Source organism: Pseudonocardia sp. WMMC193 (assembly GCF_021728735.1).
Classification (GTDB): domain Bacteria; phylum Actinomycetota; class Actinomycetes; order Mycobacteriales; family Pseudonocardiaceae; genus Pseudonocardia; species Pseudonocardia oroxyli.
Map to the genome: position 1 here is coordinate 5,796,473 of NZ_JAKKDO010000003.1, position 18,252 is coordinate 5,814,724.

Consider the following 18,252-nt stretch of genomic DNA (forward strand, 5'->3'; position numbering starts at 1 on the left):
GTCCGGTGAAGCCCTCTCTCGCCACGACCCTGCGCGCGCCCGTCGCGGTCGGGGTGCTGCTCCTCGCGATCGTGGCCGCGCTCGCCGCCGGGCAGCTGGTGGCCGGGTTGGTGGCGCCGTCGTCGTCGCCGTTCCTGCAGGTGGGGGACGCGGTGGTGCGGCTGGCCCCTGCCCCGGTGGTCGAGTTCGCCAAGTCCGCGTTCGGCACCGCGGACAAGCCGGTGCTGCTGGTCGGGATCGGCGTGGTGCTGCTGCTGGTCGCGGTCGGCGCGGGCCTGGCCTCGCGCCGGTTCGCCACCGTCGGGCAGGTCACGGTGGGGGTGCTCGGCGTGCTCGGCATCGCCGCGACCGCCACGAACCCGACCTTCGCGCCCACCGACCTGCTCGCGCCGGTCGTGGCCGCGGGGGTGGGCTGGTGGGTGTTCCGCGAGCTGCACCGGCGGGCCATGGAGTACACGGGATCGGCCGACGGGATCACCCGACGGCGGTTCCTCCAGGCCACCGCCGTGGTCGGCGGGCTCTCCGTCGTCGGCGGCGGCGCGGGCGTGCTGCTCGGCCGCCCCACGATCGACTCCCGCGCGGTCGTGACCGCCCGGCTGGCCGCCGCGTCGGTCGCCCGCGAGACGGGGGCCGGCACCGACTTCGGGCTCACCCCGTACGTCACGCCGAACGCCGACTTCTACCGGATCGACACGGCCCTGCGGGTGCCCCAGCTGCGGGCCGAGGACTGGAGCCTGCGGATCCACGGGATGGTCGACCGCGAGCTCACCCTGACCTTCGACGACCTCCTGGCCCGCCCGCTCGTCGAGCGGACGGTGACGCTCACCTGCGTGTCCAACGACGTCGGGGGCGACCTGATCTCCACGGCCCGGTTCGTCGGCGTCGAGCTGGCGGACGTGCTGCGCGCCGCAGGCCCGCGGCCGGGCGCCGACCAGGTGTTCTCCACCAGCTCGGACGGCTGGACGGCGGGCACCCCCACCGAGGTGCTGCTCGAACCGGGGCGGGGCGCGCTGCTGGCCGTCGGGATGAACGGGGAGGCGCTGCCCACCGAGCACGGCTTCCCGGTGCGGATGGTCGTCCCCGGCCTCTACGGCTACGTCTCGGCGACCAAGTGGGTCACCGACCTCGAGCTGACGACGTTCGCCGCCCGCGAGTCCTACTGGGAGCAGCGCGGCTGGGGCGAACGCGGCCCGATCAAGACCGAGGCCCGCATCGACCTCCCGCGCCCGTTCGCCGCCGTGCCCGCGGGCGCGGTCACGGTCGCCGGGATCGCGTGGTCGCAGCCGCGCGGGATCTCTCGGGTGGAGTACAGCGTCGACGGCGGGCCCTGGGCCGAGGCCGAGCTGGCCGACACGGTCGGGGGCGACACGTGGCGGATGTGGCGGGGTTCCGTCGAGGTCGGCGCGGGCAGCCATACGATGCGCGTCCGGGCGACCGACGGGACGGGTGCGCTGCAGACCGAGCGGGCCGCAGACGTCCTGCCGGACGGCGCGACCGGCTGGCCTGCGGTGATCTTCACCGCGCGGTAGACGAGGGCGACAGACGAGGTGGACATGAGGAAGCTCTGGGCGGTACTCCCGGCACTGGCGATCGTGGGCGCGTGTTCGGCGCCCAGCCAGCAGGCGTCGACCGCCACGGACGTGCCGCCGGTCCCGACCGTCGCCGCGCAGGGTGCGAAGACCCCGGCCCCCTCGCCGGACGTCGCCGTGGCGGCGTTCGGGCCCGGCTGCGCCGATCTCCCGCTGTCCGACGACCCGGGCTCGCTGGACAACGTGCGCCTGCAGCCGGTCGCCGCGGCCATCGAGTCGAGCCCGGAGCTGAGCAGGCTGCACGAGGCGATCGTGCGGGCGGGGCTGACCGACATGCTGAACACCGCCCCGGAGCTCACCGTCTTCGCGCCGACCAACGCGGCCTTCGAGGCGGCGCCCGCCCTGTCCGACCCCGCCCGGCTGCGCGCGCTGCTGGAGTACCACGTGTCGAACACCCGGGAGACCGGCGCCCAGCTGCGCGCCGCGGGGGTCTCGCAGCAGCTCGAGGGCGGCGAGGTCCGGGTCGGCGGCACCCCGGAGGAGACGACGGTCACCGACGGCGCGGGCACCGAGGCGGCCGTGACGTGCGGGGACATCACCACGCAGAACGCGAACGTGTTCCTGGTCGACCACGTGTTGCAGCCGTCCTGAGCAGGCGCAGGCCCCGCCGGGCGCGGTGAGCGGCCGTCGGCGGGCGACCACCGGTCGCCCGCCGTGGGTCGCGTACGAGACCACGCCGCGGACCAAGATCGCAACTTTGTGCGCACGTTCACGAGCGACTACCGTGTGATGGCGTCGCCGCCAGGGTATTCACCGCGTGATCCTCCGGCCGCGCAGGCCGTCGGCCCCAGCCCGCGGCCCATCGACGAGTAGGACACCTCGAGGAGCCGCCGCGTGATGCTGCCGCCGCAGGCCGACCCCGGTGACTCCGAGAAGGTCGTCAAGGTCATCCCGGAGGCGACCGTCGCCCGGCTCGCGGTCTACCTGCGGGTGCTCGGCCAGCTGGCGGACGGCGGCGCCGAGACGGTGTCGTCGGAGGAGCTCGCGGCGGTCAGCGGGGTCAACTCGGCCAAGCTGCGCAAGGACCTCAGCCACCTCGGCACCTACGGGATCCGCGGCGTGGGCTACGACGTGGCGTCCCTGCAGCACGAGCTGGAGAAGGTGCTGGGGCTCGACCACCCGCAGGCCGTCGCGCTGGTCGGGGTCGGGAACCTCGGGCACGCGCTCGCGGGCTACGGCGGCTTCGGCGGCCGCGGCTTCCCCGTCACCGCCATGTTCGACGTCGACCCCGACCTGGTCGGCACGCCGATCAACGGCATCGAGGTCCGGCACGTGCGGGACATCCCCTCGGTCTGCCCGGCGGTGGGCGTCACCATCGGCATGATCGCCACGCCCGCGCAGGCCGCCCAGCAGGTGTGCGACCAGCTCGTGGCCGCGGGTGTGCACTCCATCCTGAACTTCGCCCCCACCGTGCTGCAGGTGCCTGCGGAGGTGGAGGTCCGCAAGGTCGACCTCGCCGTGGAGCTGCAGGTGCTCGCCTTCCACGTGGCGGGGCGTATCAACGAGGGCGGGCCGACCTCTCCCCAGGTCGTGCACGGACGCAACGGATCGGCGGTAGCCACATCATGAGCGTGCTGGTCGTCGGCTTGTCGCACCACAGTGCGCCGGTCGATGTGCTGGAGAAGGTCGCGGTCTCGGCCGACGACGTGCCCAAGCTGCTGGACGAGATGGTCCGGCGGGCGCACGTCTCCGAGGTCACCCTCCTCTCGACCTGCAACCGGGTCGAGGTCTACGCGGTCGTGGACGCCTTCCACGGCGGCCTCGCGGACGTCTCCGAGGTGCTCGGCAGGCACTCCGGGCTGCCGATGGCCGACCTGACCGAGCACTTCTTCGTGCACTACGCGGGCTCCGCGGTGCAGCATCTGTTCTCGGTGGCCGCGGGTCTGGACTCGATGGTCGTCGGCGAGTCGCAGATCCTCGGCCAGCTCCGCCAGGCCTACGCCACCGCGGACCAGACCGGGACCGTCGGCCGGGTGCTCCACGAGCTCGCCCAGCAGGCGCTGCGCGTCGGCAAGCGGGTGCAGGCCACCACGGGCATCGACGGCGCCGGCGCGTCGGTCGTGTCCGAGGCCCTCGCGGACGCCTCGACCGTGCTCGACGGGTTGGCCGGGCGCAAGGCCGTGCTGGTCGGGGCGGGCGCGATGGGCGCGCTGGCGGCCGCGCACCTGCGCCGGGCGGGCGCCGCCGAGATCACCGTGCTCAACCGCAGCCTGGACCGGGCGCAGCGGCTCGCGGAGAAGTCCGGCGAGGCGGGCCTGCCCGCCCGCGCGGGGCTGCTCACCGACCTGCCCGCCGAGCTGGCGGACGCGGACCTGCTCGTCGCCTGTACCGGGGCGATCGGCACGGTCGTCGAGGCCGGTGCCGTCGCCCAGGGGCTCGCGGGCCGCGCGGCGCCGCTCGTGGTGTGCGACCTCGGCCTGCCGAAGGACGTCGACGCCGCGGTGGCCGAGCTGCCCCGGGTCACCGTCGTCGACCTCGCGGCCCTGCAGCAGCGGCTCGCGGGTCCCGCGAACAACGGCGCCGTCGCCAAGGCCGCCGAGCTGGTCGCCGAGGAGGCCCAGCTCTACCTGGCCGCGCAGCGGTCCGCGGAGGTCACCCCGACCGTCACCGCGCTGCGCCGCCGCGCCTCCGAGGTGGTGGACGCCGAGCTGCTGCGGCTCGACTCCCGCCTCCCCGCGCTGCCGGACGCGGTGCGGGACGAGTTCACCAAGACCGTCCGCCGCGTCGTCGACAAACTGCTGCACACGCCGACCGTGCAGGTCAAGCGGCTCGCCGAGGGCCCGGACGGGGACAGCTACGCCGCCGCGCTGCGCACCCTGTTCGAGCTCGACCCGGGCAAGCCCGCCGCCGTGGCGGGCTCGTCGATCCGGGGCAAGGACGTGGCCGTGGCGATCGACGCGCCGGTGGAGGACGAGCGATGACACTCCGCGTGGGCACCCGCCCCTCCACCCTCGCGATGGCCCAGTCCGGCACCGTGCGGGACCTCATCAGCGCCGCAGGCCGGGACGCCGAGCTGGTCGACGTCCACACGACCGGCGACCGTTCGTCGGCCCCGATCGAGCAGCTCGGCGTGGGCGTGTTCGTCTCGCAGCTGCGCGAGGCGCTCGTCGCGGGCGAGGTGGACGTGGCGGTGCACTCCTACAAGGACCTGCCCACCGCGGCGGACCCGCGGCTCGCGCTGGCCGCCGTGCCCGTCCGCGAGGACCCGCGGGACGCGCTGGTGGCCGACACCGTGCTCGGCGCGCTGCGGCCCGGATCGCGGATCGGCACCGGGTCGCCGCGGCGGACCGTGCAGCTGCACGCGCTCGGGCTCGGCCTGGAGGTCGTCCCGATCCGCGGCAACGTGGACACCCGGATCGGGAAGGTGCGCTCCGGCGAGCTCGACGGCGTGATCGTCGCGGCCGCGGGACTGCGCCGGTTGGGCCGGGTGTCGGAGGCGAGCGAACTGCTCGACCCCCTGCAGATGTTGCCCGCCCCCGCCCAGGGGGCGCTGGCGATCGAGTGTCGGGCCGGGGACACGGAGCTGATCGAGTTCCTGTCCGCCGTGCTCGACGACGCGGGCGTCCGCGCGGCGGTCAGCGCCGAGCGGGCCGTGCTCGCGGCGTTGGAGGCCGGGTGCAGCGCACCCGTGGCCGCCCACGCGGACGTGGTGGAGGACCTCGACGACGAGGGGCGTGTGGTCGAGCGGCTGTCGCTGCGCGCCGTGGTCGGGATCGGAGAGGTGACCGAGGGCGCACTGCTGCGCGCGTCCGTCACCGGGGATATCGAGAACGCCGAGAAGCTCGGCGCGTCCCTCGCGCTCGAGCTGCTCGACATGGGCGCCGACGAGCTTGCGCGCTAGAGAAGAAGACGCTGGGAGCGTAGGAACAACAATGACTCGCACAACCCCGACCGCCGGTCGGATCGCCTTCGTGGGCTCCGGCCCCGGGGACCCCGGACTGCTGACCGTGCGCGCCCGCGAGGTGCTGTCCACGGCGCCGCTCGTGGTCAACGACCCGGACGTGCCCGAGGCGGTGCTGGGCCTGGTGGCCGAGGGCGCCGAGGTGCGGCCCGCCGTCGGCCAGCCCGCGGACGTCGCAGGCGACCTGGTCACCGAGGCGAAGTCCGGCCGCCCCGTGGTCCGGCTCGTCTCGGGCGACCCGCTGACCGTCGACGCCGTGGTGGCCGAGGCCCGGGCCGTGGCCGCCGCCGGGCTCGCCTTCGACGTGGTGCCCGGGGTCCCCGCCGGGACCGCCGTGCCCGCGTACGCGGGCGTCGCGCTCGGGTCCGGGCACGTCGAGGCGGACGTGCGCGCCGGCGTCGACTGGGCCGCGCTCTGCGCCTCCCCCGGCCCGCTGGTGCTGCACGCGGGCGCCGCCCACCTGGCCGAGGTCGCCACCGCGCTGACCGGCCAGGGCCGCGCCTCCGACAGCCCCGTCGCGGTCACCGCGCACGGCACCGAGAACACCCAGAAGACGGTCTCGACGACGATCGGCGCCATGGCGTCGGACGCCGCCGAGCTCGAGGGCCCGCTGGTCGTGACCGTCGGCGGGGCGCTCGACCTGGCCTGGTGGGAGTCCCGCGCGCTGTACGGCTGGCGCGTGCTGGTGCCGCGCACCAAGGACCAGGCCGGCGTGATGAGCGACCGGCTGCGCATGCACGGGGCCATCCCCGAGGAGGTCCCGACCATCGCCGTCGAGCCGCCGCGCTCGCCCACCCAGATGGAGCGTGCGGTCAAGGGCCTGGTCGACGGGCGCTACGCCTGGGTCGTGTTCACCTCGACCAACGCCGTGCGCGCGGTCTGGGAGAAGTTCCACGAGTTCGGGCTGGACGCGCGGGCCTTCTCCGGCGTGAAGATCGCGTGCGTCGGCACCGCGACCGCCGAGAAGGTGCGCGAGTTCGGGATCGTCCCCGAGCTGGTCCCGGACATCGACGAGGCGCAGACCAGCACGTCGGAGGGGCTGCTCGAGCTCTTCCCGCCGCACGACGACATCCTCGACCCGGTGGACCGCGTCCTGCTCCCGCGGGCGGACATCGCCACCGAGACCCTCGCCGCCGGGCTCACCGACCGCGGCTGGGAGATCGACGACGTGACCGCCTACCGGACCGTGCGCGCGGCCCCGCCGCCCGCCCCGATCCGCGAGGCGATCAAGACCGGCGGGTTCGACGCCGTCTGCTTCACCTCGTCGTCGACGGTGCGGAACCTGGTGGGCATCGCGGGCAAGCCGCACGCGCGCACGCTGGTCGCCTGCATCGGCCCGGCCACGGCGGAGACCGCTCGCGAGTTCGGCCTGCGCGTGGACGTCCAGCCGGAGGAGGCCCGCGTCCCGGCCCTGGTCGACGCGCTGGCGGCGCACGCGGCCAAGCTCCGCGCGGAGGGCGCCCTGCCGCCGCCGAAGAAGGTCAAGGCCCGCCGCCGCTGACCCCTGCTGCGACGAACGGCGCGTTCGCTCCCACCTGGTGAGCGAACGCGCCGTTCGTGTCTTCGGGCCCGGATGAGCGAACGGCGCGTTGGTTCCCACCTGGTCGGCGAACGCGCCGTTCGCCGGGGGCGGTCAGACCTTGGCGGGGCGGCGGAGCAGGTGCTCCCACCAGCGACGTCGGCTCTCGGCGTCGGCGCGGTCGGCCTCGGCCAGGCGCTCGGCGGTGATCACGGGGATGACGGCGGTCTCGTCCGCGCCCGCCTCGTCGGCGTGGAAGGCGGGCGGGTAGGCGGCCCAGCGCTCCTCCTGGGAGAACCCGGCGACGGGCTCCCACGGACCGACCTCGCGGGCGCGCGCCACGTACGCCGACGCGGCGGCGACACCCGCGCGCACGCCCTCGGCGGTCGGGGCCGCACCGATCGAGCGGAAGCCCTCGCCCCACGGCGCGAGGCCGGCGTGCTCGGCGACCGTGACGGTCACGACCTCCCACGCGTAGTCGCGCTCCTGGGTGGCGACCAGGTCGCGCAGCTCGTCCGGACCCCAGGTGGCGCTGCCCTCGTCGGCGCCCCCGGTGACGACCACCAGGAACACCCGCGCGGGGCGCTCGTCCTCCGGCATCCCGGCGAGGGCGGACCCCAGCCCGCCGACCAGCGCGCCGAGCGAGTCCCGGACCGCGGCCGTGCCCCGCCCGCGCAGCTTCGGGACGGCGGCGTCCCCGGCCGGGATCCCGCCGCCGAGCTTCCCGGCGCGACGACCGGTCGTGGTGACGTACACCTCGACCTCGCCGGGCCGGGCGGCCTGCTCGGTGAGGAGCCCGGCGACGGCGGCGCGCACCTCGTCGCGCAGCGGGCCGAGCGAGCTGGATCGATCGAGAAGGAGGGCGATGACGCTGCGTCCCGGTTTGGTCACGCGCGCAGGATGCCCCATGGGGTGACCCGCCCCGGCACCCACCCCCGGTCGTACGCTGGGTGCATGGGCTTCCCTGTGCAGCGGCCGCGGCGGTTGCGGACCACCCCCGCGCTCCGACGGCTGGTGGCCGAGACCGACGTCCGGCCCCGCCACCTCGTCCTGCCGATGTTCGTGCGCGAGGGCGCCGCCGAGCCCACCCCGATCGCGTCCATGCCCGGCGTGGTCCAGCACACCCGCGACAGCCTCCGCAAGGCGGCGGTCGAGGCGGTGCAGCGCGGCGTCGGCGGGATCATGCTGTTCGGCGTCCCCGCGACCCACGACGCGGTCGGCTCCGGCGCCACGGACCCCGACGGGATCCTCAACGTCGCGCTGCGCGACCTGCGGGCGGAGCTCGGCGACGACACCGTCCTCATGTCGGACCTCTGCCTCGACGAGTTCACCGACCACGGGCACTGCGGCGTCCTGGACGAGCAGGGTCGCGTGGACAACGACGCCACCCTGGAGGTCTACGCCCGCATGGGCGTGGCGCAGGCCGAGGCGGGCGCCCACGTCGTGGGGCCGAGCGGGATGATGGACGGCCAGATCGGCGTCATCCGCGAGGCGCTCGACGAGGCGGGGCACACCGACACCGGCATCCTCGCCTACACCGCCAAGTACACCAGCGCCTTCTACGGCCCGTTCCGGGACGCCGTCGAGAGCCAGCTGAAGGGTGACCGCAAGACCTACCAGCAGGACGGCGCGAACCTGCGGGAGTCGCTGCGCGAGCTCGCGCTCGACCTCGAGGAGGGCGCCGACATGGTCATGGTCAAGCCGGGCCTGCCCTACCTCGACGTGCTGCGCACCATCGCCGACACCGCGGACGTCCCGGTCGCCGCGTACCAGGTCAGCGGCGAGTACGCGATGATCGAGGCCGCCGCCGCGAACGGGTGGCTGGAGCGCGAGCGCACCATCCTCGAGTCCCTGACCAGCTTCCGACGGGCCGGTGCGGACTTCGTCCTCACCTACTGGGCCGCGGAGGCCGCGCAGTGGCTGTGAACGAACCCGGGGTGCTCACCGCGCTCACGGACCTGGACTTCGACCGCTTCGCCACGCCCGCGGTCGCCCGGCTGCTCTACGTCGTGGGCATCGTGCTCATCGTCGTCGGGTACGTCGGCGTGGTGCTGGTGACCTTCTCCCGCGGCTTCGGCCTCGGGATCGCCGCGCTGGTGGGCGGGGCGGTGGCGGCGGTCTTCTCGCTGCTGCTCCTGCGGGTGGTCCTGGAGTTCCTCGTGGCGGTCGTCCGCCTGTCGCAGCGGACCCGTCGGGAGCCCTGACCGGTACCCTGGCCTGCGTGAGCAGCGGCGAGGACGGCCCCCGATACATCCCCCCGAGGTCGGGTGGGGGCTACGCGCAGTACCCGCAGAACCCCTACGGGTCGAACGCCGGACAGCCCTACCCGTACACCCCCTACTCCGCGCCGTCGCAGCCCTCCGCGCCGCAGGACCACACCCCGGCCCCGCCGCGCCGCAGGCCGGGCACGGTGGTCGCCGGGGTGGTGCTGCTGGTGGTCGCGGCGCTGCCGTTCGTGGTGCTGGGCGTGCTGTCGCTGGTCACCCCGCTCACCCAGGCCGAGCTGCAGTCCGTGCTGCCGCCGGACCTGAACCTGGAGCAGACCCTGGCGCAGGCGAACGTCACGTTCGACCAGCTCCTGCAGGCGCTGCGGCTGATGTTCGCGATCATCACCCTGCTGGCGCTCGCCTTCGTCGCGGTGTCGCTCACGGCGCTGACCGGCAGGCGCTGGGCCCGCACGGTCGCCACGGTGCTCGGCGTGCTCTTCGCGATCTTCCTCGTGCTCAACCTCTCCGTGAGCGCCGCGGGCCTGGTCGTGGCCGTGCCGCTGGTCCTCCTGATCGCGGGGATCGTGCTGCTGCACCGCCGCCCGTCGTCGGACTGGTTCGCGAAGCTGTAAGACTGACGGGGTGAGCACCACCGAGTCGGCCGCCCTCTTCGCCCGCGCCTCGGGGGTCATCCCCGGCGGCGTCAACTCCCCGGTCCGCGCGTTCAACGCGGTCGGCGGCACCCCGCGGTTCATGGCGTCCGCGCGCGGCGCGTGGCTGACGGACGCGGACGACAACCGCTACGTCGACCTGGTCTCCTCGTGGGGCCCGATGATCCTCGGCCACGCACACCCCGCCGTCGTCGAGGCGGTGCGGGAGGCGGCGCTGGGCGGCCTGTCGTTCGGGGCGCCCACCGAGGCCGAGATCCAGCTCGCCGAGGCGATCATCGGCCGGGTCGAGCCGGTCGAGCAGGTCCGGCTGGTGAACTCGGGCACCGAGGCGACCATGAGCGCGATCCGGCTGGCCAGGGGGATCACCGGGCGCACGGTCGTCGTGAAGTTCGCGGGCTGCTACCACGGCCACGTCGACGCGCTGCTCGCCCAGGCGGGCTCCGGCGTCGCGACGCTCGGGCTGCCCACCAGCCCCGGCGTCACCGGCGCGCAGGCCCAGGACACCGTGGTGCTGCCGTACAACGACCTGGACGCGGTCCGCGCGGTGTTCGCCGAGCGCGGATCCGAGATCGCCTGCGTGATCACCGAGGCGGCGGCCGGGAACATGGGCGCGGTGGCGCCCGTCGCGGGCTTCAACGAGGGCCTGCGGGAGATCACCCGCGAGCACGGCGCGCTGCTCGTGATGGACGAGGTGATGACCGGGTTCCGCGTCTCGCCCGCCGGGTGGTTCGGGCTCGACGGCGTGGCCGGTGACCTCTACACCTTCGGCAAGGTCATGTCCGGTGGCCTGCCCGCCGCGGCCTTCGGCGGCTCGGCCGAGCTCATGTCGTACCTGGCGCCCAAGGGCCCGGTCTACCAGGCCGGGACGCTGTCCGGGAACCCCGTCGCCGTCGCCGCCGGGCTGGCCACGCTGCGCACCGCGGACAAGGCCGTCTACGAGACGCTCGACGCGAACGCGGCCCGCCTCGTCGGCCTGTTCGGGGACGCGCTGTCCGCCGCGGGCGTGCCGCACCGGGTGCAGACGGCGGGCAACATGTTCTCGGTCTTCTTCACCGAGTCGCCGGTGGTGGACTACGAGACCGCGAAGGCCGCCGAGACCTGGCGCTTCCCCGCCTTCTTCCACGCCCTGCTCGACGCCGGCGTCTACGGGCCGCCCAGCGCCTTCGAGGCCTGGTTCGTCTCCGCGGCCCTGGACGACGACGCGTTCGCCGTCATCGAGCGGGCCCTCCCGGCGGCGGCGCAGGCCGCGGCGGCGGCCGTCCAGTGAGCGGTGACCGCAGCTCCCCGCCGGTCAGCGGCCCGCGCACGGTGGTGCACCTGCTGCGCCACGGCAAGGTCCACAACCCCGACGGCATCCTCTACGGCCGCATCCCGGGCTACCGGCTCGCGGAGGAGGGGCAGGAGCAGGCGGGGATCGTCGCGAAGTACCTGGCGTCGAACGACATCGCCGCCGTGGTGGCGTCCCCGCTGCAGCGGGCGCAGGAGACCGCCGCCCCGATCGCGGACACCCACGGCCTCGAGATCGTCACCGAGGACGGGCTGATCGAGTCCGGCAACCTGTTCGAGGGCGAGACCTTCGGCGTCGGGGACGGCGCGCTGCGCCGCCCGGCGAACTGGCGGCTCGTACGGGACCCGTTCACCCCGTCCTGGGGCGAGCCCTACCTCAGGATCGCGCACCGGATGTTCGGCGCGGTGCACCGCGCCCGCGCGCTGGCCGAGGGCCGTGAGGCGGTCTGCGTGTCGCACCAGCTGCCGATCTGGACGCTGCGCCGCTACCTGCTCGGGCAGCGCCTCTGGCACGACCCCCGCTCGCGGCAGTGCGCCCTCGCCTCGCTGACCAGCGTCGAGTTCACCGGCACCACGATGACCGGACTCACCTACGCCGAGCCCGCGGGTGCCTCCGACCCCACGGTGACGGGCGCATGAGGAGGGTCCTGCCGCTGCTGCTCGGCCTGCTCGTGCTGGCGGGCTGCTCGACCAGCAAGGACGCCGTCGCGACGGGCGCGCAGGAGTTCACGTTCGTCGCCCCCGGCGGGCAGACGACGATCCTGTACGACCCGCCGTCGTCTCGCGGGGTCGCCCCGAACCTGTCCGGCGAGTCGCTGATGAACGACGGCGCCCAGGTCGGGCTCGACGACTACGCGGGCCGGGTCGTGGTCGTCAACATCTGGGGCTCGTGGTGTGGGCCGTGCCGCACGGAGGCACCGGACCTGGAGTTCGTTGCGCAGCAGAGCGCCGCCGCGGGGGTCTCGGTGCTGGGCATCGACGTGCGCGACTACGAGAAGACTGCGGCGCAGGACTTCGTGCGCGATCGCGGCCTGACCTATGACTCGATCTATGATCCCTACGGTCGCTCGCTCGCCGCGCTTTCGGGCTACCCGCGCAACGTCGTGCCCAGCACGCTGGTCCTGGACCGGCAGCACCGGGTGGCCGCGGTCTACCTGACCGTGATCCGCCCCAGCGACCTGCTCAGCACCGTGCAACGTGTGGCGGCCGAACCCGTCTCCTGACGACGCGGTCCCCTGACGTGGGGGCCGTTGACGCTTGGGACGCCCAAGCGCCATGCAGCGACGCTTGGGCCGCCCAAGCGTCAGCGGGTCTGGCGCGGCACCGACGCTTGGGACGCCCAAGCACCATGCAGCGACGCTTGGGCCGCCCAAGCGTCACCTCACCCCGCACCACCGGCCCGCCCGGCGCACTACGACGCGTAGAAGGTGCGTACTCTGGCGGGCGATGGATGCGTCGACCACCCTCGCGGTCAGCGGCCCGCTGCTCGTCGCAGCGGTGGTCGCCGTCCTCGCGGGCGCGGTGAGCTTCGCGTCCCCCTGCGTGGTCCCGCTCGTCCCCGGCTATCTCGCCTACCTGGCGGGGCTGGTCGGGGTGGACCGCAACCGCACCGAGGGCCGGTTCCGGGTCGCCGGTGCCGCCGGGCTGTTCGTCGCGGGCTTCACCGTGGTGTTCGGCGCGATCCTGGTCGGCGTCGTGTGGCTCGCGGACGTGCTCGTGCGCAACGAGCAGGTGCTCCAGCGGGTCGGCGGGATCGTGATGATCGTGATGGGGCTGGCGTTCGTCGGGCTCATCCCGGTGCTGCAGAACGAGCGCCGCGTGCACTGGGTCCCGAAGCTCGGCCTCTGGGGCGCCCCGCTGCTCGGCGCGGTGTTCGGGCTGGGCTGGGTGCCCTGCATCGGCCCGACGCTCGCGGGCGTCGTCGCCGTGGCGGCGGGGACCGGCGGCGGGAGCATGCGCGGCGTCGTGCTCACGCTCGCCTACTGCGCCGGGCTCGGGCTGCCGTTCGTGCTGATCGCGCTGGGCGCCTCCCGCGCGGTCGCCGCGCTCGGCTGGCTGCGCCGCAACACCCGCTCCATCCAGATCGCGGGCGGGGTGCTCATGGTCGCCGTCGGGGTGCTGCTGGTCAGCGGCCTGTGGGGGCAGCTGCTCGCCGAGCTGCAGGTCTCGATCGCAGGGTTCACCCCGGCCCTATGAGCACCACGATCCCCGCGCCGCCCGCCGCCGCGCCCCCACCCCCGCACCGCACTCGTGCGGTCCTGGCGTTCGCGCGGAACGCCTGGCGCGGGCTCACGAGCATGCGCACCGCCCTGGTGCTGCTGTTCCTGCTGGCCCTGGCTTCGCTGCCCGGCGCGCTCCTGCCGCAGCGCTCGCTGAACGCCCAGCTCGTCGACCAGTACTTCGCCGACTATCCGCAGCTCGCGCCGCTGCTGGACAAGGTCGGCGCGTTCGAGGTCTTCGCCACCCCGTGGTTCGCCGCGATCTACCTGCTGCTGATGATCTCGCTCGTCGGGTGCCTCACGCCCCGCACGATCGAGTACTGGCGCGCGATGCGGCAGCGGCCGGTCGCCACCCCGCGCAACCTGGCGCGGATGCCGCACCACGCCGTCGACGTCGTCGAGGGGACCCCCGACCAGGTCCTCGACCGGATGGACGCGCAGCTGAAGGGCTGGCGCCGGGTCCGCTCGGCGGACACGATCTCCGCGGAGAAGGGCTACCTGCGCGAGACGGGCAACCTCGTCTTCCACGTGAGCATCGTGGGTCTGCTGATCGCGATGGCCGTCGGGAAGCTGTTCGGGTACGAGGGCCAGGTCATCGTGCTGGCCAACGGCAGCCAGTTCTGCAACACCTCGATCCTCGGCTACGACTCCTTCCGCCCCGGCCTGCAGGTCGACGGCACCGAGCTCGCCCCCTTCTGCATCCAGGTGAACTCCTTCCAGGCCGACTATCTGTCCAACGGCCAGCCCGAGCAGTACCGCGCCCAGCTCGGCTACCAGACGGCCGCCCAGGTCGAGTCCGGCGACGCCGCCGACTGGCAGGACTACGAGCTCGCCGTCAACCACCCCCTGCGGATCGACGGCGAGCGGGTCTACCTGCTCAACCACGGGTACGCCCCGAGGTTCACCGTGACCTGGCCCGACGGCACGCAGCGGACCGGGGAGATCCAGTGGCAGCCCGTGGACCTGCGGACCTACCTCTCGCAGGGCGCCACCAAGTTCGAGCGCCCCGGCATCGCGGATCCCGCGGAGCGGCAGCGCAGCTCGATCGCGATCACCGGCCTGTTCGCCCCGACGAGCTCGGGCGGCCAGGTCGTCACCTCCACCTTCCCGGACCTGCTCGCGCCCGAGGCCGCCGTGGACGTCATGCGCGGCGACCTGGGTCTCGACGACGGCCGCGGCCAGTCGATCTTCTCGGTCGACCAGTCGAAGGTCGACTCGGGCGAGCTCACCCGGGTCGCCCGCGAGAACATGGTCCCGGGCCAGAGCATCACCCTCGACGACGGCACGCAGATCCGCTTCGACGACGTCACCCAGTGGGTGGCCCTGCAGATCAGCCACGACCCGGGGCAGGAGGCGGTGCTGGTGTTCGCGCTGCTCATGCTCGGGGGGCTCGCGCTGTCGCTGTCGATCAAGCGGCGGCGGTTCTGGGTGCGCGTCACGCCCGAGGGCGAGGGCCGTAGCCGGGTCGAGCTGGGCGGGCTCGCCCGCACCGACCGCGCGGGCTACGGCGAGGAGTTCGACCGTCTGCGCACGACACTGACGGACCTGCTGCAACCGACCGGAAGCGGAGCACGCTGATGCCTGTCGACCCCCTGCTCTCCCAGTACAGCGACCTGCTGTTCGAGGGCACCGTGGTGGTGTACCTGCTGGCCATGGTGTTCTCGGCGGTCGAGTACGTGACGGCCCGGCAGAGCACGCCCGCCGCGGAGCCCGCCGAGGTCGTCGCCGTCGCGGCGACCAGCGCCGAGCCCGCGGCCGTCTCGGGCTCCGCCGGCTCGGCGGGCTCCGCGGCGGACGAGATCCCGCCGCCCCCGGTGAGGACGCCGAAGCCGGAGCGCAGCCGGGCGGACCGCTTCGGCCGGATGGCCGTCTCGCTGACCATCCTCGGCGTGCTGCTGCACCTGGGCTCGATCGCGCTGCGCGGGCTGGCCGCCGAGCGGTGGCCGCTGGGCAACATGTACGAGTACACCTCGGCCGTCTGTCTCGCGGCGATGGTCGCGTGGCTGGTGGTGCTCCAGCGCGGGGCGGGCCGGAGTCGGGGGATCCGCAGGCTCGGGGTGTTCCTCTACGCCCCGATCCTCGTCCTGATGGTGCTGGCGGGCACCGTGCTCTACGCGCAGGCCGCACCCGTCGTGCCGGCGCTGCAGTCGTACTGGCTGGTCATCCACGTGACCACCATCACGCTGTCGACGGGGCTGTTCATCGTCCCCGGCGTCGCGAGCATCCTGTACCTGATGAAGCGCTCCGGGCGGCCCGCCGGGTTCGTCGCGAAGCTGCCCGCCCAGGAGACGCTGGACCGGCTCGCGTACCGGACCACGGTCGTCGCGTTCCCGATGTTCACCTTCGCCGTGATCTGCGGTGCGATCTGGGCCGAGGCGGCCTGGGGTCGGTTCTGGGGCTGGGACCCCAAGGAGACCGTCGCGTTCATCTCCTGGGTCGTCTATGCGGCCTACCTGCACGCGCGGGCGACCGCGGGCTGGCGCCACGCCCCGGCCGCGTGGATCAACATCGTGGGACTCGCCACGGTGATCTTCAACCTCTTCTTCGTCAACATGGTCATCGCGGGCCTTCACTCGTACGCGGGGCTGGGCTGACCGTCACCTCGACCGAGACGGCTCGCACGACTACCGTCGGCGACCGTGAGCGACAGTAGGCCGGACGAGTACCCCGACGGTTCCGTGGGCCGCTACGTCCGGGAGCGGTGGGCGGCGAACGCCCGTGCCGCCCAGGAGCGCCGGGAGCAGCAGCCCGGCATCGGCGCCCGGCGCGACGAGGCCTGGGGCGTGGTCCCGGACGACGCGACCTGGGGTTCGGACGTCCTGGAGATCGACGAGCAGGACGGCGCCGAGGAGCCCCCGGCGCAGGCTCCGCAGGCCTACACCCCGCCTCCGCAGGAGCCGGTCCACCCTGGCCCGGTCCCACCTCAGGAGGACCGCTCCGAGTGGTTCCAGGCTCCGGAGCCGACGTCGTCGACACCCCCGGTGTCTCCCGCCGCGCCACCCCCGGCCGCCGTGCCTCCGCCCGCCGTGCCCCCGCCCGTCGAACCGGCGGTGCCCGACCGTGACGTGACGTCCACCCCCGCGCGCCCGTACCGGCTGCCGGCCACCGAGGACACCGCCGAGACCCCCGACGACGCCACCCCGCCCGACGGGGTGCCTGCGCCGCAGCGGCCGATCCGGGACGTCGGGCGCTGGACGGACCCCGGCGCCGTCGCCGCGCAGGAGGCGCAGCGGCACCGCGCGGACTCCTCCGACGAGTCCGCGGACCTCTCCACGGCCCGCCTGCTGCGGCCCAGCCGCAGGCGGCCGCCGCGCACCGGGTGGCGCAAGTTCCTCTACCTGCTCACCGGGCGCCTGATCAACCCGGGGGAGAGCCCGCAGGACATCCGGGAGCGCGAGCTCATCTCCCGGATCAACCAGCCGCTGCTGGGCTGCCACAAGATCGCGACGCTGAGCCTCAAGGGCGGCGTCGGCAAGACGACGATCACCGCCACCCTGGGCGCGACGTTCGCCTCCAAGCGCGGGGACCGGGTCGTCGCCGTCGACGCGAACCCCGACCGCGGCACGCTCGCGCAGAAGATCCCGCTCGAGACCAGCGCCACCGTGCGCCACCTGCTGCGAGACGCCCAGCGCGTGCGCCGCTACACCGACGTCCGGGCCTACACGTCCCAGGGGCCGTCCCGGCTGGAGGTGCTGGCCAGCGAGGAGGACCCCGCGGTCTCGGAGGCCTTCAGCGAGGACGACTACCGCCGCACGGTCACGCTGCTCGAGCACTTCTACAACATCGTGCTCACCGACTGCGGAACCGGCCTGATGCACTCGGCCATGTACGGCGTGCTGGGCGTGGCGGACCAGTTGATCATCGTGTCGTCGGGCTCGATCGACGGAGCGCGCAGCGCTTCCGCGACGATGGACTGGCTGGAGGCGCACGACCACGGCGACCTCGTCCGCAACGGGATCGCCGTGATCAACAACGTGCACCGGCAGGCCGGGGCCGTGGACCTGGACCAGGTGGCACGGCACTTCGCCGGGCGCTGCCGTGCGGTGGTCCAGATCCCGTTCGACCCGCACCTCGAGGAAGGCGCGGAGGTCGACCTGGACCGCCTCTCGGCGCCTACGCGGATCGCCCTGTTGGAGCTGGCCGCGTACGTGGCCGACGGGTTCCCCCGCTAGGCGCGGTCACCCTTGTCGGACGGGGGCCCGTCGGTCTCGCCGGGGCCCTCGTCCGGCTTGCGCAGGGTCGTGTCGAGGCTGCGCAGGAAGTCCGGATCGTCGTCCGGACCCGTGGGCCGCGGCTTGCGCGGCACGTCCGAGGCCCGCGGAGCGCTCGTGCCGCGCGGGATCTCGGCGCGGTCACCGTTCATCGCCCGCCACAGCAGGAATGCGATGACCGCCGCGCCGACGAATGCCACGAGATAGAGCACACCATCACCTCCGGTACCGAGCGTACCGAAGGGATGGGCAATGCCCCGGTAAAGAACCCCGGGTGGGGGATCAGCGGTGGTGCGTCCCCATGGTGGCCTCGCTGGTGAGGTCGGCGAGCATGCCGCGCACCTCGGACTCGCGGAAGCGGCGGTGGCCGCCGGGGGTCCGGATCGAGCCGATCCGACCGGCCGAGGCCCAACGGGTCACGGTCTTCGGGTCGACACGGAAGAGGGTCGCCACCTCGCCGGGGGTGAGCAGGCGCTCGTTCGCGTTCTGGGTCGGAGCAGACATCCGTGCCTCCGCAAGGGAATCCGTATCGTCGATTACCGGGCCATCGTGACACCGAGGACCCCGGGTACTCGAACGGTTGGGCGGAGGTAAAGGGCTCTTAAAGGGCAAAGCGGACTTCCGGGCGAAAGCCGGGCGGGAGTCTGA

At 73.9% G+C, this 18,252-nt stretch carries 19 protein-coding genes; 16 read left to right on the forward strand and 3 right to left on the reverse strand.

From position 1 onward, the window contains the following. Positions 1-5: 5 nt before the first annotated feature. From L3X23_RS29700 to L3X23_RS29725, 6 genes are all read left to right on the forward strand, one after another. Positions 6-1,529, forward strand: coding sequence for a molybdopterin-dependent oxidoreductase (locus L3X23_RS29700; protein ID WP_237196367.1), 1,524 nt, complete (start codon positions 6-8; stop codon positions 1,527-1,529). A 24-nt stretch (positions 1,530-1,553) separates the two neighbouring features. Continuing rightward, positions 1,554-2,180 carry a fasciclin domain-containing protein gene (locus tag L3X23_RS29705; protein WP_237196369.1) on the forward strand — a complete coding sequence of 209 codons (627 nt, stop codon included), beginning with the start codon at positions 1,554-1,556 and terminating at the stop codon, positions 2,178-2,180. 246 nt (positions 2,181-2,426) lie between these two features. Beyond that, positions 2,427-3,158, forward strand: coding sequence for a redox-sensing transcriptional repressor Rex (locus tag L3X23_RS29710; RefSeq protein ID WP_237198159.1), 732 nt, complete (start codon positions 2,427-2,429; stop codon positions 3,156-3,158). Next, positions 3,155-4,510, forward strand: a complete 1,356-nt coding sequence (locus L3X23_RS29715; RefSeq protein WP_237196371.1) for a glutamyl-tRNA reductase — start codon at positions 3,155-3,157, stop codon at positions 4,508-4,510. Before L3X23_RS29710 ends, L3X23_RS29715 begins: the two co-directional genes overlap by 4 nt. Further along, the gene (gene hemC / locus L3X23_RS29720; protein WP_237196373.1) at positions 4,507-5,430 is read left to right on the forward strand and encodes a hydroxymethylbilane synthase; all 924 of its coding nucleotides are present in this window, start codon (positions 4,507-4,509) and stop codon (positions 5,428-5,430) included. Before L3X23_RS29715 ends, hemC begins: the two co-directional genes overlap by 4 nt. A gap of 31 nt (positions 5,431-5,461) precedes the next feature. Continuing rightward, positions 5,462-6,991: a uroporphyrinogen-III synthase gene (locus L3X23_RS29725; protein WP_093076527.1), complete on the forward strand. Its 1,530-nt coding sequence runs from the start codon at positions 5,462-5,464 to the stop codon at positions 6,989-6,991. A 132-nt stretch (positions 6,992-7,123) separates the two neighbouring features. Here L3X23_RS29725 and L3X23_RS29730 read toward each other — a convergent pair whose 3' ends face one another. After that, on the reverse strand, positions 7,124-7,900 hold the full coding sequence (locus tag L3X23_RS29730; protein ID WP_237196375.1) for a hypothetical protein: 777 nt from the start codon (positions 7,898-7,900) through the stop codon (positions 7,124-7,126). Positions 7,901-7,963: 63 nt separating this feature from the next. Between L3X23_RS29730 and hemB the strand changes: the two genes are divergently transcribed. From hemB to L3X23_RS29780, 10 genes are all read left to right on the forward strand, one after another. Continuing rightward, positions 7,964-8,935 (forward strand): porphobilinogen synthase, encoded by a 972-nt coding sequence (hemB, locus tag L3X23_RS29735; protein ID WP_237196377.1) that lies wholly within the window; start codon positions 7,964-7,966, stop codon positions 8,933-8,935. Then, the gene (locus tag L3X23_RS29740) at positions 8,926-9,213 is read left to right on the forward strand and encodes a DUF4282 domain-containing protein (RefSeq protein ID WP_237196378.1); all 288 of its coding nucleotides are present in this window, start codon (positions 8,926-8,928) and stop codon (positions 9,211-9,213) included. Before hemB ends, L3X23_RS29740 begins: the two co-directional genes overlap by 10 nt. 17 nt (positions 9,214-9,230) lie before the next feature. Then, on the forward strand, positions 9,231-9,848 hold the full coding sequence (locus L3X23_RS29745; protein ID WP_237196380.1) for a hypothetical protein: 618 nt from the start codon (positions 9,231-9,233) through the stop codon (positions 9,846-9,848). A gap of 10 nt (positions 9,849-9,858) precedes the next feature. Then, positions 9,859-11,154 (forward strand): glutamate-1-semialdehyde 2,1-aminomutase, encoded by a 1,296-nt coding sequence (gene hemL / locus L3X23_RS29750; protein WP_237196382.1) that lies wholly within the window; start codon positions 9,859-9,861, stop codon positions 11,152-11,154. After that, a complete protein-coding gene (locus tag L3X23_RS29755; protein ID WP_093076542.1) occupies positions 11,151-11,813 on the forward strand; it encodes a histidine phosphatase family protein in 663 nt (220 codons plus the stop codon). The genes hemL and L3X23_RS29755 overlap by 4 nt, the downstream gene beginning before the upstream one ends. After that, a complete protein-coding gene (locus L3X23_RS29760) occupies positions 11,810-12,397 on the forward strand; it encodes a TlpA disulfide reductase family protein (RefSeq protein ID WP_237196384.1) in 588 nt (195 codons plus the stop codon). The genes L3X23_RS29755 and L3X23_RS29760 overlap by 4 nt, the downstream gene beginning before the upstream one ends. 223 nt (positions 12,398-12,620) lie before the next feature. Further along, a complete protein-coding gene (locus tag L3X23_RS29765) occupies positions 12,621-13,370 on the forward strand; it encodes a cytochrome c biogenesis CcdA family protein (protein WP_093076548.1) in 750 nt (249 codons plus the stop codon). Further along, complete coding sequence (locus tag L3X23_RS29770) at positions 13,367-14,971, forward strand: cytochrome c biogenesis protein ResB (RefSeq protein ID WP_237196386.1); 1,605 nt, start codon at positions 13,367-13,369, stop codon at positions 14,969-14,971. The genes L3X23_RS29765 and L3X23_RS29770 overlap by 4 nt, the downstream gene beginning before the upstream one ends. Then, entirely contained in the window at positions 14,971-15,987 is a 1,017-nt protein-coding gene (gene ccsB / locus L3X23_RS29775) for a c-type cytochrome biogenesis protein CcsB (protein ID WP_237196388.1), read from the forward strand. The genes L3X23_RS29770 and ccsB overlap by 1 nt, the downstream gene beginning before the upstream one ends. 225 nt (positions 15,988-16,212) lie before the next feature. After that, positions 16,213-17,565: an AAA family ATPase gene (locus L3X23_RS29780; RefSeq protein ID WP_255735709.1), complete on the forward strand. Its 1,353-nt coding sequence runs from the start codon at positions 16,213-16,215 to the stop codon at positions 17,563-17,565. Here the strand turns inward: L3X23_RS29780 and L3X23_RS29785 are convergent. Next, positions 17,562-17,816, reverse strand: coding sequence for a hypothetical protein (locus L3X23_RS29785; RefSeq protein WP_237196392.1), 255 nt, complete (start codon positions 17,814-17,816; stop codon positions 17,562-17,564). The two genes, L3X23_RS29780 and L3X23_RS29785, sit on opposite strands and share 4 nt — an antisense overlap. 70 nt (positions 17,817-17,886) lie before the next feature. Continuing rightward, positions 17,887-18,108 carry a BldC family transcriptional regulator gene (locus L3X23_RS29790; RefSeq protein WP_093076559.1) on the reverse strand — a complete coding sequence of 74 codons (222 nt, stop codon included), beginning with the start codon at positions 18,106-18,108 and terminating at the stop codon, positions 17,887-17,889. Between the last annotated feature and the right edge of the window lie 144 nt (positions 18,109-18,252).